The organism is Domibacillus sp. F004 (assembly GCF_057814295.1).
Window position 1 is genome coordinate 165,004 of record NZ_JBVATB010000002.1, and the last position, 14,154, is coordinate 179,157.

Below are 14,154 nucleotides of genomic sequence, written 5' to 3' on the forward strand. Positions count from 1 at the left end.
TGAAAATTTGTACAGGTGTGACTATTACATTATAAGGGGTGTATGAGCATGAACCGATTTAAACACGTATTAATATGGATGATCATTGCGGCTTTTTTAGCAGGATGCGGTGCAAATAATCAAACTTCTTCTTCAGGCGAGTCTAATACAAATGATGCTGGTGGGGATGATGGCAAGAAAGAAATCGCCGTTTTGTTATGGAGCCGCGGATTTGAATTTATGGTTGCGTTAGATCAGGGAATTCAAGAAGAAGCGAAAAAACTGGGTGTTAATGTAACCGTTCTAGATGGGAAAGCAGACAGTCAGGTTCAGTTAAGACAAATTGAAGATAATATTGCTAAAAAGGTTGATTTAATTATATTGTCACCGGCTAATTCAGATGAACTCGTTCCAGGTGTTAGAAAAGCAAATGACGCTGGAATTCCAGTTGTCACAGTGGACAGTGTCGTTTCAGAAGGTGCTGATGTGGTCAGCAGTGTAGCCTTTAACAATGCTGCAGCCGGAGAAATGGCCGCAAAATTTATTGTGGATCAATTGGATCAGAAACAAGGTACTGTTCTGGAATTAACAGGCGCACCGGGAACATACCATGCGACATTACGTGGCGGTGGCTTTAATGACGGAATGAGTGCGGCGAAAAAACTGGAGCTTGATACGAAAAATGCGGAATGGTCTGCAGAAAAGTCTCAAAGTATCACGGCGGATTCTTTGACGGCAAATCCTAATATCCGTGCGATCTTCACACACAATGATGATATGCAGCGTGGTGTATTAAGCGGACTTCGCCAAGTTGGGAAATTAAAAGGCGCGGATGAAAAAGGGCACATTATGTTAGTAGGCGTGGACGGTACGCCTCAAGCTCTTGAAAGAATCCGAAAAGGCGAACAGACGGTTACGATCAATCAGGATCCATTTGAAATGGGTGCATTAGCATTACAAACAGCTGTAGATCATTTAGATGGTAAGGAAGTTGAGAAGATGCAGTTAACGTCTCCTAAACTAGTAACGAAAGAAAATGTAGATGATCCTGAGCTGTGGGGCAACAAATTCGAAGGGAAATAATCGATTAGGGGGTGATCATGAATCGCCCCTTTTTCGTTAAAAAACATTGATGGAGGGAATAAAAATGCAACAACCTTTACGTATTATTCAAGTAGGTCTTGGAGGATGGGGATGGAGCTGGACGCAAGTTGTCTTAGATTCGCCGCATTGGGAGCTGGCCGCAGTGGTTGATATTAACGAAAGCCTTTTGGAGGAAGCGTGCACGCATTATCAATTGGATTCGGCCATTACATTCAAAAGTCTGTCTGAAGCAGCGCAGCAAGTAGAGGCAGATGCGGTACTCATTCTCGTTCCACCAAATTTCCATGCAAATATTGCGTTAGAAGCATTTGAACATGGTCTTCACTGCATTATTGAAAAGCCTCTGGCAGGAACAGTGGACGACTGTAAAAAAATTGTGGAAGCGGCAGAAAAAAGCGGATGCAAATTAATGGTCAGCCAAAATTATCGTTTTAAAAAAGCACCGCAGACAGTGAAAAAAGTAATCGAACAAAATGTCATCGGAGAATTGGGCAGTATTTATATTAATTTCCAGAAGGCACCCCAGTTCACAGGCTTTCGTACCGAAATGGAAGAGCCTTTAATTATTGATATGGCGGTCCATCATTTTGATCAGATCAGAGGAATTCTTGGTCTGCAACCGGTTTCCGTTAAAGCGCATTCATGGAATCCCAAGTGGAGCTGGTTTAAAGGGAACGCGGTAGCTTCTGTCCTGTTTGAAATGGAGAACGGTGCAGTCGTTTCTTATACGGGAAGCTGGGTTTCTCGTGGATGGGAAACGACATGGGATGGGGATTGGCGCATTCAGGGTGAAGGAGGAGAAATCGTGTGGGCCAATAATGACATTGTTGTAAAGCCTAACGATATCTTTAAATCCGTGTTTATGAAAGGCGCAAAAGAGTCAAAAAATGGCGAATTGATTGTGGACCTGGTTGATTTAGAGGCTGAAGAAAGATGGGCAAGCCTGCTGGAATTTGCACAATCGATTCGTGAAAATCGAGAACCTGAAACATCAGGAAAAGACAATTTATACAGTTTGGCTATGGTGCTCGGAGCCGTAGAATCGGTGAAAACAGGAAAAACTATTTTGATTGACGATGTTTTAAATATGACGAAAGAAGGAAGTACGGCATGAACAGGGTACGCGTAGGTATTGTTGGAACAGGCTTCTCAGCATGCGCTCACATAGAAGCATTAAGAAGAGTACCGCATGTAGATGTCGTCGCGGTTGCCTCCAGAAATATAGAAAAAGCGGAGAAGCTTGCCAGTACGTTCAGAATTTCAAAGGCTTATGGAGATGCTGCTGATTTAATTAATGATCCGGAAATTGATGCTGTCCATAACTGTACACCAACGTATATGCACTATGAAATTAACCGGCGTGTTTTATTAGCAAAAAAACATCTTTTATCAGAAAAACCACTTGCTCTTAATAGTGAGGAATCCGCTACTTTGATGAAATTGGCTGAACAAAGCGATGTTGTAAGTGCAGTATGCTTTAATTACAGACATTATCCATTGGTCGCGGAAATGAAAGAGATGATCTTAGAGAAGCAGTTCGGAAAAGTCAATTTAGTATACGGAGGATATATACAAGACTGGCTTTTGTATGACACGGACTATAATTGGCGATTGGATCCGGAATTTAATGGACCGTCGCGGGCAATCGCGGATATCGGTTCACATTGGTGTGACACCGTGCAGCATGTTTTAGGGAAAAAGATTATTAACGTCTTTGCTGATTTAAAAACGGTTCATGAAACAAGAAAAAAACCGAAGAAGGAAGTTAGCACATTTGGTATAGAGTCTGAGATAGAGGCAGAGGTCATAGACATCCATTCCGAAGATTACGGAAGTGTTCTTGTTCATTTTGAAGGTGGAGCACAAGGTGTATTTACTGTGTCACAGGTGAGTGGAGGGCGCAAAAATCATTTGCACTTTGACATCGCCATGGAAAAAGCAACTTTATCCTGGAATCAGGAAGAGGCCAATCGATTATGGATCGGCCAGAGAGATGAGCCGAATCGAGAGCTAGTAAAGGATCCAAACCTACTTTCATCTTCAGCGGCAGAACTGGCTCATTACCCAGGCGGACATCAGGAAGGATGGCCAGATGGATTAAAAAACTTATTCATTGATTTTTATCAGGCGATACAGCATAAAAAACAAAATCAACCGTACAGTCCAAAGTTTGCGACAATCGCAGACGGCCATCAATCGATGTGCTTAATCGAAGCGATTCTGGAAAGTCATCAAACGAAAAAATGGGTTGATGTTGCAAATAGGAGGTTATTGGTGTGAAGTTAGGCGTGCTTACTGTTTTGTATCAACAGTTACCTTTTGAAGAAATGCTAGATAAGGTTGCAGAGATGGGGCTGGATACGATTGAATTAGGGACGGGAAATTATCCTGGAAATCATCATTGTGATCCTGATGAGTTATTGGATAATCCGGAGAAGATTAAACAGTTTAAGAAAGCCATTGAGGACAGAGGTTTATCCATTAGCGCATTAAGCTGTCATGGAAATCCTTTGCATCCGAACAAAGAAGTGGCGAAAAAGGCGCATGAAACATGGCGCAAAACGGTTTTATTAAGCGAACAGCTTGACGTTTCTGTTATTTGTGGATTTTCTGGATGTCCGGGTGATTATGAAGGTGCGCAAAACCCGAATTGGGTGACATGCTCCTGGCCGCCTGAATATTTGGACGTTCTTAAATGGCAATGGGAGGAAGTAGTTGTCCCTTACTGGAAAGAGGAAGCTGCTTTTGCGGAAAAACATGGTGTGAAAAAAATTGCATTTGAAATGCACCCGGGCTTTGTTGTTTACAATCCGGAAACACTCCTGAAATTAAGGGATCAGGTAGGACCAATCATCGGTGCCAACTATGACCCAAGCCATTTGGTCTGGCAAGGTATTGATCCTGTTGAAAGTATTAAAAAACTGGGAAGAGAGAAAGCTATTTTTCACTTCCATGCCAAAGATACGTATTTGGATGATGCCAATATTAAAGTTAATGGTGTGCTCGATACGAAGCACTATGGTGACGTATTGGATCGTTCATGGACGTTTCGTTCGGTAGGGTACGGACTTGATGAAAAAACATGGCGCGATATAATCAGCACTTTACGCGCTGTGGAATATGATTATGTCATTTCCATTGAGCACGAAGATATGCTTGCCTCTACTGACGAAGGGCTTGGAAAAGCCATCAGTTTACTGAAAAATTCGATGTTTAAAGAAAAGCCAGAGGAAGCATGGTGGGCATAAAATGGAGGAGTCTCAAATAACAATTTGAGACTCCTCTTTTTCTACATATTTTACAGTTTAACGAAATGGTGTATGGAATTTTTTCCAGGTCCTCCTTCCTTTCAAATACTGTCCGGGAGGCGTCACCAAGGTACGTGAGTTTCTAGACAGCTTTTCCTCTTCTTTAAAGAGTGGAATTCAACAATTGCTCTCATTTTAAAAGCCCTCTGCATTTGGCAGAGGGCTTCGTTTATTTTGTATCGGCATACGTATGAATGCCATCTGCAAGAAGATTCATGACGTTTGTTAAATAAGCAGGATCGGACAACTTTTGATCTTCTTCTGGATTTGTCATAAAACCGATTTCAGGCAAGATGACCGGTACGTTGGACCAATTGAATCCAGACATGTCATTTCGGTAAAAAATACCGGTCTGATGAAGCGGGATGTCCCGAGAAACAGCTTGAATAACGTGATGGGCTGCCGTCTCACTATCTGCAAAAATGGCATTCGTATACGGACTTTCTTTTGCAGGGATAAGAACGGAAAACCCGCTTGTTGCGGGATTTTCGGAACCGTCCGCGTGAAGGCGGACGAATAAATCCGCTTTATTGTCATTGGCAACAGCCGCCCGCTCACTGTTGCTCATGTCAACGTCATTCGTCGTTCGTGTCAACATTACGTTCATGTTTCTTGATTCAAGCGCTGATTTTAACAGCTTGGCGGCTTCTAGATTTAATGCATATTCCGGCTTTTTCGTCACAACACCTGTCGTTCCGCCTGTTACTTTATACTTTGTTTCCGCTGCGCCCGGTCCGATTGGTTCTTGATCAAGGTTTGCTTTCGTCTGATGGCCGGGATCAATGACGACGAGAAATGGATCAGGAGCGGGAGCCGGTGCGGACGCAGGTTCCGGAGTGGATTTAGGAGTATGGTCGGCTTGTGTACCAGCTGTTTCTTTTGCCGAAGCGGCCGCCTCCCTAGACTTATGTTCTGGTTCTGCGATCTTAGGGACAGGTTCTTCTTTTACGGACGCTTCGGGCGGTTCGCTTGTTTCGGGTTCTCCGGTATATAAGCTGTTTAAGAGCCCTTTGGATGACTGCGAATCAATGAAAAGAAGCCCGGCTGATACGATCAAAGCGATGAGGACGAGAATCCAGGCACCCCATTGTTTATTCATACGCTTTAATGAACTCCACATTCTCTTTTTCAATGGATGATAAGCTGCCGTCATAATACGGATTTGGGCTATACCAGGACTGGCTGCTAAAATAGTTTTGCAGATCATTCGATTCAAAAACGTATCCATGACGCGCATAAATTTCATTTCGTGCAAGGCGAAGCTGACTGCTGGACATGCCGTACAAATCGCTGTCTGTCAAGTACGCGTAATCGCTATGCGGCAAAATATAGTAGCTTCCGCTTGAAGCAACAGGTACTTCACGGATCACTTCTTTAATCACGGTTTTTTCAGTTACTTCTTCTTTCTCTTTTTCTTCTTCCTTTTGTTCCTCTTCTTTTTTCGGTTCACCCGTATCAAGGGTTAAGGCCATTTCCCGTTCTGCGCCGCCGAGTATGACTTCTTCGGCGTCTTCTTTTTTGCCGCTATCGGTTGTACTCACTCCTTTGACTGTATACAAACCTGCAAGATAAGGACCGAATTCGCGCGATTCACTCGCTGCCTCAATCGTCCCGAGTTCACTGTTGTTTAATGTAACGACTGTTTTAGTGCCTGTCGATTCCACAGTTAAAAAGTTACCCGGCGTATCAATTACGTGCTGCTTAATAATGCCGTATTTTGTGCCTTCTTGTTTCACTGTAAACAACGGGCTGTCCAGCGATTCATTGGCTAGAGAGCGTTCGATTTCTGGTAATAACGATGGATTTTTATCCAGTAGAGCAAAAAGAGCATCCAGCGTCTGGTCATTCACTTTTAGGCGGGCATCAGTAGGCACAATGACATTCTTAAGCACACGTTTATCTTTTTCAGCCAGTGCCGTGGTGAACTGCTCCACGACTGCTTCTTCACTGTACTTTTTCGACATCATTTGATAGCCAGTAAACAATGCAATTATCATAACGGCAGCGAGTGCAAGTAAGAGCGGCATGGTTTTCGAACCCGCTTTTTTCCCGCTGTTTTTTCTCGATGCCTTCTTTGATAAATCTGCCCCGCATTCTGAACAAAAAGACTGGCCTGCTTCACTCGTATGACCGCACACAGCACATTTAGACATGAATTCATTCTCCTTATGTATTAATACTTTTATACTAATAAACTATATAAAGTTTTACAATCTAATTTTTAACGGTAAATGGACTAAAATGAAAATACCCCTCAATTTGGAATGAAGATTCACTGTATCCCCCGTTAATAGTCAGCAAGTGTCTCGCATGGAAGCTGATAGAAATTAAAAAAAAGAGAAACTAAAAAAATGCGGTAAAGACTTGATTGGTTCAGCCCGGCATAAAACTATGTCTCAAGTATGACAATAGAACGAGAGACTTTATAGAGGAAAGAAGCGGTTAAAGAAGAATAGAAAGAGACTACCTTTTTTATAATTTTCTGAAAATTTATGCTGGATTTTCGCCCTTTTTATGGTAGTATTGAATAATACTATCTTTTTTTAAAAGAATAAAATAAAAAATCAGGGAGCCTTATCTATGAAAAAATGTGTTGTGTCGTTGTTCGCTTTATTTCTCGTATTTGGACTTATTCAATCGGCTCAAGCAGCAGGAGAGACGGCGTTTTATGACGGAGTAAAGGTGACGCATGAAGATGGAGGCACCGATCAGCCGTTTTCCAAAAAGGAGAAATTAATGATTGATCTGGCCTGGTCGTATAAAGGCAGTCAGCCGGCTGCTATGACGCTTCCAGACATATTTACGGTAAAAGAAAATGTGCAAAAAGCGTTGATGACGAAAGATGGAATAAATGTCGGGACGGTAAAAGTAGATGCAGAGACACGGATCGTTACGGTTGCATTCGCAAACACACCGGCGATTGAATCAGGTACTTCGGGGGCGATTTTTATCCCTGTCGTTTTTAATGAAGCTGTTGTTACGGCGGCGGGCACATATAATGCGGCATTTAACATTGGGCAGACAGCACCAGTTGTCGTAAACATGACAGTAGAGAATCAAGCAGAAACAGGCACAGGGGCGTTGAAAGTCATAGCCATTGATGCGCTGACGAAAGAAAAAGTGGCAGATTCAGTGTTTACTGTAGTGAATAGCGATGGAAAAGTTGTGGCGTCCCTCACGACAAACAGCGCAGGTGAAGCGACAGTACCGAGTCTTTCGTATGGTACATATACAGTGACGCAAACGGCTGCGCAGGCAGGATATGCAGTGCCGGCCGATCCATGGAAAGTAGAGATTAATGAAGCGGTTGTGTCGAAAGAAGTGGCGCATGAGAAGGCAGCCGGTTTAATAGGCGGCTTAACGATTACAGCGGTTGAAAAAGGAACGACGAAACCAATTAAAGACGCGGAATTTGAGCTGAAATCAGAAAACGGCCTCTTTTTAAAGACCGTTGTAACAGATGAAAAAGGTACAGCTCTGTTGACTGGGCTTTCGTACGGCACATATACGCTGAAACAAACGAAAACAGCAGCTGATTTCGTATTGCCAACAGAAACATGGGATGTGGTGATCGATCGTCAAATACCCATTGAGAAAACGATAGAAAATCAATTACTCAATGAATATGGTACTCTTTTGATTAAGACAATAGACGAAAAATCAGGTGATGCGTTAAAAGGCGCCGAGTTCTCCCTTTATCATTATATGGGGGATGAGGACCTTGTTGCGAAAGTTGTGACGGATTATAAAGGCACGGCTGAATTTAAAAATTTAGCGGCAGGCAAATATATGCTGGAAGAAACGGAAGCACCAACGGGCTATACACGTTCGTCGGAAAGAACCGTTGTCACGATTAAAGGTGGCGAAATGACGGAGTTAACGTTTAAAAATGCGGAATCTTCAACGACTGAAGCGGCGATGACAAGTGGTACGAAATCAGCCGATACATTGCCGAGAACAGGCGAGGAATCATCCATGCTCTATATGCTTGGCACTGTGTTGCTCGTAGCGGGTGCGTATATGTTTATGAAAAAAGGGAAGCGTGCGTAAAGCAAGGCGATGTTGAGAAAAGTCATTGCGGTTATCTGTATCTTGGCAGCAACGGTATTAATTGCGGCTCCCTTTTTAAAATATGAACTGCTAGAAGCGAGTACGAAAAAGTATGCAACTGTGCAGTTATCGCCGGAGGAAATTCAACAAAATAATGAGCGGCCGGCGGAGTTTAATATGGAGACGATTGAGCCGTTGTCTGTTTTAGATGCAGTGACAAAAGAGACAGATGTGGAAAAGTCAGCGATTGTCGGGCACATCGAGATTCCGTCTGTTCATCTTCGTTTGCCTATTTTAAAAGGAACGACGAATGAGAATTTGCTTGTCGGGGCAACGACAATGCGGGAAGATCAGTGGATGGGGCTTGGCAATTATGCGCTTGCTGGTCATCATATGAAGAAAGACACGCTTCTTTTCAGCCCGCTTTTACGCGTGGAAAAAGGAGCGCTTATTACTGTAACAGATTTAACGTATGAATATACATATGAAGTAACAGAACTTGAAATCGTTCATGAAAGCCGTGTTGATATTTTAGACAATACAATTGATCCCGTCATTACGCTCGTCACCTGTTATGCATCGGATGAACCTGAAAAGCGATTTATTGTGCATGGCAAACTGGCCAAAACAGAAAAGTATGAATAAAAGAGCAGCACCAAGAAGCCGTGTAAGTAGGCTTGTGGTGCTGCTCTTTTGCGTTTCATTCGTAGGTTAAATAAGCATGCGCGCCTGCTGTATTGTACTGTACAGGATAAAAGCTTTTTAAGTCGCTCATGACGAGTACGGTGCCGCCTGTTGTGGAAGCTGTTTTTGCACCGGCATCCGTGAGCCGTTTTAAAACAGACGGATCGATCAGGTTTGCACCTGTTCCATGAGAAGCGACGGCATAAAGCGGTGTGACTTCGTCAATGAACGCCTGTGTTGTCGCTTTGGAAGCCCCATGCTGTGATACTTTTAACACATCTGCGTTTAAATGATAGTCATCGACAAGTTTATTTTCAATCGCTGCACTCGCGTCAGACATAAGCAAAAAGCGGACATCGCCATGTGTTAAATCGAGAACGACTGATCCGTCATCTGCATGTTGTGCTTCGCTGTTTGCGTTTAATACAACAGCGGAAACAGATGAATCAGCGGAAAGGTCCATGTTTACTTTTGCTTGTATAGGTGTTAAATCAGCTGCCTTTGCAGCGTTCGTATAGTCGGTATATTCTGGCGATGTACTTTTCAAGCCAGAGTCAATGATGCGGTGAACATTGAAGTTTTCAAGTACGTAATCCGCACCGCCGATATGTTCAGGATCGGGCTGTGTGGCAACGAATGTATGAATATCTTCGATGCCCATAAAATCGAGTTCTGCTGCAATGGATTCGTCATCCGGTCCGGCGTCAATAAGCATCACTTCGCCGCCCGGGAATGTAATGAGTGCAGCGTCACCATGTCCGACGTTTAGAAATTCAACGGCTAAGGAGTCAGCGGGCAGAGAGAAAAGGGCCCGTGACAGGAACGCGGCAAATTGTCCGCGTGTAACAGCATTATTCGGTTTGAAGGTGCCATCTTCATAGCCGTATGTAATGTCAGCAGCAACGATCTGTTGAATATAGGGATAAGCGGCAGCTGTTTTGGAGACGTCTGTAAAATCAACTTCGGCTGTTTCAGTTAAATCGAATGCTTTTGCTAAAATAATCGCCATTTGACCGCGTGTAACCGTTTGCCCAGGGCGGAATGTGCCGTCCGGGAAGCCGGAAATGATTCCTTCTTCTACAGCGGATTCGATGTAGCCGGATGCTGTATTGGATGTGTTGACGTCAGAAAACGATGTTTTTCGTTTCGTCCCGTCCAGTTCGAACGTTTTGCCGATTAAAATAGCGGCTTGCGCGCGTGTGACCGCCTGTTCGGGTTTAAATGTGCTGTCCGGAAAGCCGGTAATAATTTCGGCGTCTGATAAAAAGTCAATATCGTCAAAAAAACGATGTGAGTTAGGCACATCTTTAAAAGAAGCAGCCTGTGCAAACGGGGTAAAAAGACTGAATACGATGATGAAACTAAGAAAAACGGGCAGAAATTTTTTCAAGTAAAGTATCTCCTTTCGCGTATTACACCTAGTATAAAGAGTGGCTGGAATATCAAATAGGGTATAAATACCTATATAGGAGAGAGGAAGGATCAACATACAGTTTTTCATCAATCAGATCCTTTTTCGTTCTTGTAAACTTTTTATGGAAGATGTTGCATTTTTTAAAAAACACTGTATTATATATATTAATACAGTTAGTACGGTTTACGCAGAAAGGATGCGGGACGATGTTTACGATAGATACCAGAAGCCGGGTGCCGATTTACGAGCAGCTGACTGAGAAGCTGAAAGAGCTGATTATTCGTGAGGTGATGAAAGAAGATGAACAGCTGCCGTCCGTACGGTCGCTGGCACAGGATTTGACGATTAATCCGAATACGATTCAAAAGGCGTACCGGGAGTTGGAGCGTGAAGGCTACATTTATTCCATCCCAGGCAAAGGAAGCTTTGTGTCGCCGGTCAAAAACGAGATTAATAGGGAGAGACTGGAGATGTTGAAAAAAGAGCTTGAGCGTATTGTGGGAGAAATTTTGTTTTTAGGTGTACCGAAAGAGGAAGTCATTCGAATCATTCATACGATGAAGGAACCGGAAAGGGGCGGCGACGATGATTAAGGCAGATCATGTATCGAAGCGATTTGGCCGCTTTGATGCCGTGAAGGATGTACACATTCATGTGAAAAAAGGGTCCATTTATGGATTACTCGGGTCTAATGGGGCCGGGAAAACGACACTGCTGAAAATGATAGCAGGCATCATTCGGGCGGATCAGGGTGTGCCAACGATTGAAGGCGAATCTATTTTTGAAGCGCCGGATGTGAAAAAACGGGTGCTGTTCATTCCCGATCAGCCGTATTTTTTCCATCAAACGTCCCTTATGCAGATGGCTTCATTTTATGAAGCTGTGTACGACCAGTGGAATGGAGAGCGGTTTCATCAGCTGCATGAGCATTTTGCCCTTAATCCGAATGCATCGCTTTCCCGGATGTCAAAAGGAATGCAGCGGCAGGCGGCCTTTATTTTGACACTGTCCGCAATGCCGGATGCGCTTATTTTAGATGAACCGTTTGACGGCCTTGATCCAGTCGTGCGCCAGCAAGTGAAAAATTTGTTGATTCAAGATGTGAGCAGCCGGGAGATGACGGTGCTTGTTTCATCGCATAATTTGCGGGAGATGGAAGACTTTTGCGACGCGGTTGGTGTGATGCATAAAGGCGGTCTTTTATATGAACGGGATCTGGAAGAATTGAAGACAGATATTAGCAAGCTGCAGGTGGCGTTTAAGAAAATGCCGGATGAATCGTTTTTGGCGGGGATGGATGTTGTGCATTATGAAAAGCGGGGCCGTGTGCTGACGTGTATCGTACGCGGGACGGAAGACGAAATTGACCGTTACGTCCGTTCGTATGAGCCGGCCATTTATGATGTGCTGCCGCTTACGCTGGAAGAGATTTTTACGTATGAAATGGGGAGTGTCGGCTATGAAATCCGGAATCTTATCGTTTAATAAAGGGCTGTTCATGCAGCACTCACGCTCCGTGTTATGGATTAGTATTTTCTTTTTGTTATCGCAAATTATCCTGCTGCCGCTCGGACTGATGATGGTGCTGCGTAATGAACGGGAGTTTGAGTATATTCTGCAGACAGATTATCGCAATGTGCTGTTCGCATTTACGTACGCGTTTCAGTACTTGTCGTATCTTGTATTTCCAGTGATCACGGGGATTGTATTGACAAGTTACATGACGAAGAAAGGCTCGTCTGATTTTATGCATAGCTTGCCGTTTAAACGAAGTACGCAGCTCTTTCACGTTTATGCAGCGGGTGCCATCACACTAGCATTGCCGATTATAATTAATGCGGTTCTATTGCTTATCATGCGGCCGTTTATTAAGCCGCTTACCTATTCAATTGGACATTTACTTGAATGGCTCGGTGTCTCACTCTTTATTACCCTGTTTATGTTTATTGTGACGGTCATGATTGGTTTGTTTATCGGACCGGCTTTGCTGCAAGGCATTATGGTATATGGCATTCTTGTGCTGCCGGCAGGGTTAATTATGATTACGCTGTATAATGCACGTTATTTTGTGAAAGGACTGGCGATTGATTCGTACACGTCGAAAATAACGGCGGATGGCATCTTTTTAGTCCGCGCCGGTGAGTATGTAAACCGGCCGTTTACTGGGATGGAATGGGCTATTTATCTCGTCCTTGCAGCCGTAATAGTTGCTGTTTCTTTTTATGTGTATAAAGTGCGTCCGGCCGAAGCGGTGGATGAAACGATTGTGTTCCCGTTTTTCCGGTGGGCGTTCATTTTTGTTTTAACATACGCAGCGACGCTTGTTGGCGGCGTGTATTTCGGAGAATTTTTAGGTGGATCGGCGGCGTGGCTGACTGTTGGTTATGCGATCGGCGCATTTGCTGGCTACACATTGCTACAAATGATCGTTCAAAAATCGCTTCGTCTCGTTTGGCCGTGGAGAGGGTTTGCGTTTTACGCACTTTCCATTCTCGTGCTGCTCATTCCGGGTACATTTGCAGCGAAAGCGTATGAAAAAGCCATTCCGGAAGCGAATGAAGTGGAAAAAGTGTATATCGGTGATAGTGGGGAACCGTTTGAACACATATTTTACACAGGAGCGGAAGAATTTAAAAAAGCAGATGCTGGCTTTATGAAAGGGGCCGATTCAATCAATGATGTGCGGAATATTCATGCACAGTTGATTGACGCTGGAGTCGGTGTATCCGATATGGACGGGTATTCAGTTTCCGTTACGTACGGGTTAAAAGACGGAAGCCGCGTGCAACGCCAGTACACCGTGCCGATGGATGAATTAGGAAAGATGACAGAGGACCTCCGGAAAAATGTTGAATTTATTAAAACGTCAAATCCTCTATTTGCCATTGAGAAACCGGAGAAAATTACGTATTTAAGCGGGTATGACAGCACGACAGGCAGACAGCTCGCCAATGTGGCGGAAAAAGAAGATATTGAAGCGATCCGGTCCGCTATGGAAAAAGATGCATTGTCCGGAAAAGCAGAGCAATTTAATATGAATGGCGGAGCGAGTGCGGGGACGATTGAATACTGGATCGGGAAAGAAAATCAGATTCAAATATCTGTCAATGTGAATCTGGATGATGAACGTACAATTCAAGCGATTCGCGAACGTATTCCTGGAAGCGAGTCCTTTGCCTCTGCCGACAACGTGGAAAAAGCATTCATTGTGACAGCCAATACGGAAGAACAGAAAAAAGAGCTAACGGATTTTATCTGGACCGATAATGGAGAAGAGCCGAAATGGAGCGACATACCAGTGCCTTATGAAGAAATAAAGGATGAGGCCGCTATTAGCGAGTTGCTTAATCCGGCACGCTTAACCGAAGACAGCAGCCGTCTGCTCGTCTTAAAGTGGAAGGAAAACGGCCATGTGGGTTATACCGTTTCAGTCGTTGGGTTAAAAGAATAAGAAAGAAGGGATGATTCCTAGTCGGTTTTCACCGACTTTCGGGATAATCCCTTCTTTTTTTGTATCATCAGCATATACTCAGACGTTCGAATAAATAGAGGAATGGGCGCTACATTGCTTCATAGACTTAGAGAAGTAACAATCATAAAAAACTAGTTCTATAG

The 14,154-nt window shown here is 43.8% G+C and carries 12 protein-coding genes; 9 read left to right on the forward strand and 3 right to left on the reverse strand.

Annotated elements, in window-relative coordinates; translation table 11 throughout:
- Nucleotides 1-48 precede the first annotated feature (48 nt).
- From ACZYRN_RS06405 to ACZYRN_RS06420, 4 genes are all read left to right on the forward strand, one after another.
- The gene (locus ACZYRN_RS06405; RefSeq protein ID WP_488910699.1) at nt 49-1,062 is read left to right on the forward strand and encodes a sugar ABC transporter substrate-binding protein; all 1,014 of its coding nucleotides are present in this window, start codon (nt 49-51) and stop codon (nt 1,060-1,062) included.
- 64 nt (nt 1,063-1,126) lie between these two features.
- Nucleotides 1,127-2,197 (forward strand): Gfo/Idh/MocA family protein, encoded by a 1,071-nt coding sequence (locus ACZYRN_RS06410; RefSeq protein ID WP_488910700.1) that lies wholly within the window; start codon nt 1,127-1,129, stop codon nt 2,195-2,197.
- Nucleotides 2,194-3,363, forward strand: coding sequence for a Gfo/Idh/MocA family protein (locus tag ACZYRN_RS06415; RefSeq protein ID WP_488910701.1), 1,170 nt, complete (start codon nt 2,194-2,196; stop codon nt 3,361-3,363). Before ACZYRN_RS06410 ends, ACZYRN_RS06415 begins: the two co-directional genes overlap by 4 nt.
- Nucleotides 3,360-4,331: a sugar phosphate isomerase/epimerase family protein gene (locus tag ACZYRN_RS06420; RefSeq protein ID WP_488910702.1), complete on the forward strand. Its 972-nt coding sequence runs from the start codon at nt 3,360-3,362 to the stop codon at nt 4,329-4,331. The genes ACZYRN_RS06415 and ACZYRN_RS06420 overlap by 4 nt, the downstream gene beginning before the upstream one ends.
- A 229-nt stretch (nt 4,332-4,560) precedes the next feature.
- On the opposite strand, the gene ACZYRN_RS06425 is transcribed toward ACZYRN_RS06420, so the two are convergent.
- Nucleotides 4,561-5,490, reverse strand: a complete 930-nt coding sequence (locus ACZYRN_RS06425; protein ID WP_488910703.1) for an N-acetylmuramoyl-L-alanine amidase family protein — start codon at nt 5,488-5,490, stop codon at nt 4,561-4,563.
- On the reverse strand, nt 5,483-6,544 hold the full coding sequence (locus ACZYRN_RS06430; protein ID WP_488910704.1) for a YARHG domain-containing protein: 1,062 nt from the start codon (nt 6,542-6,544) through the stop codon (nt 5,483-5,485). The genes ACZYRN_RS06425 and ACZYRN_RS06430 overlap by 8 nt, the downstream gene beginning before the upstream one ends.
- A gap of 427 nt (nt 6,545-6,971) precedes the next feature.
- On the opposite strand from ACZYRN_RS06430, the gene ACZYRN_RS06435 reads away from it, so the two are divergent.
- Together ACZYRN_RS06435 and ACZYRN_RS06440 are read left to right on the forward strand one after the other, a co-directional pair.
- A complete protein-coding gene (locus ACZYRN_RS06435) occupies nt 6,972-8,441 on the forward strand; it encodes a SpaA isopeptide-forming pilin-related protein (RefSeq protein WP_488910705.1) in 1,470 nt (489 codons plus the stop codon).
- Between the two features lie 9 nt (nt 8,442-8,450).
- The gene (locus tag ACZYRN_RS06440) at nt 8,451-9,086 is read left to right on the forward strand and encodes a class A sortase (RefSeq protein WP_488910706.1); all 636 of its coding nucleotides are present in this window, start codon (nt 8,451-8,453) and stop codon (nt 9,084-9,086) included.
- 55 nt (nt 9,087-9,141) lie between these two features.
- Here ACZYRN_RS06440 and ACZYRN_RS06445 read toward each other — a convergent pair whose 3' ends face one another.
- Complete coding sequence (locus tag ACZYRN_RS06445; RefSeq protein ID WP_488910707.1) at nt 9,142-10,515, reverse strand: S-layer homology domain-containing protein; 1,374 nt, start codon at nt 10,513-10,515, stop codon at nt 9,142-9,144.
- Nucleotides 10,516-10,745: 230 nt separating this feature from the next.
- On the opposite strand from ACZYRN_RS06445, the gene ACZYRN_RS06450 reads away from it, so the two are divergent.
- From ACZYRN_RS06450 to ACZYRN_RS06460, 3 genes are read left to right on the forward strand one after another with little or no spacing between them, the layout of a single operon-like run.
- Nucleotides 10,746-11,132: a GntR family transcriptional regulator gene (locus ACZYRN_RS06450; protein WP_488910708.1), complete on the forward strand. Its 387-nt coding sequence runs from the start codon at nt 10,746-10,748 to the stop codon at nt 11,130-11,132.
- A complete protein-coding gene (locus tag ACZYRN_RS06455) occupies nt 11,125-12,024 on the forward strand; it encodes an ABC transporter ATP-binding protein (protein WP_488910709.1) in 900 nt (299 codons plus the stop codon). The genes ACZYRN_RS06450 and ACZYRN_RS06455 overlap by 8 nt, the downstream gene beginning before the upstream one ends.
- Nucleotides 11,999-13,990 carry a hypothetical protein gene (locus ACZYRN_RS06460; RefSeq protein ID WP_488910710.1) on the forward strand — a complete coding sequence of 664 codons (1,992 nt, stop codon included), beginning with the start codon at nt 11,999-12,001 and terminating at the stop codon, nt 13,988-13,990. The genes ACZYRN_RS06455 and ACZYRN_RS06460 overlap by 26 nt, the downstream gene beginning before the upstream one ends.
- The last annotated feature ends 164 nt before the right edge of the window (nt 13,991-14,154 follow it).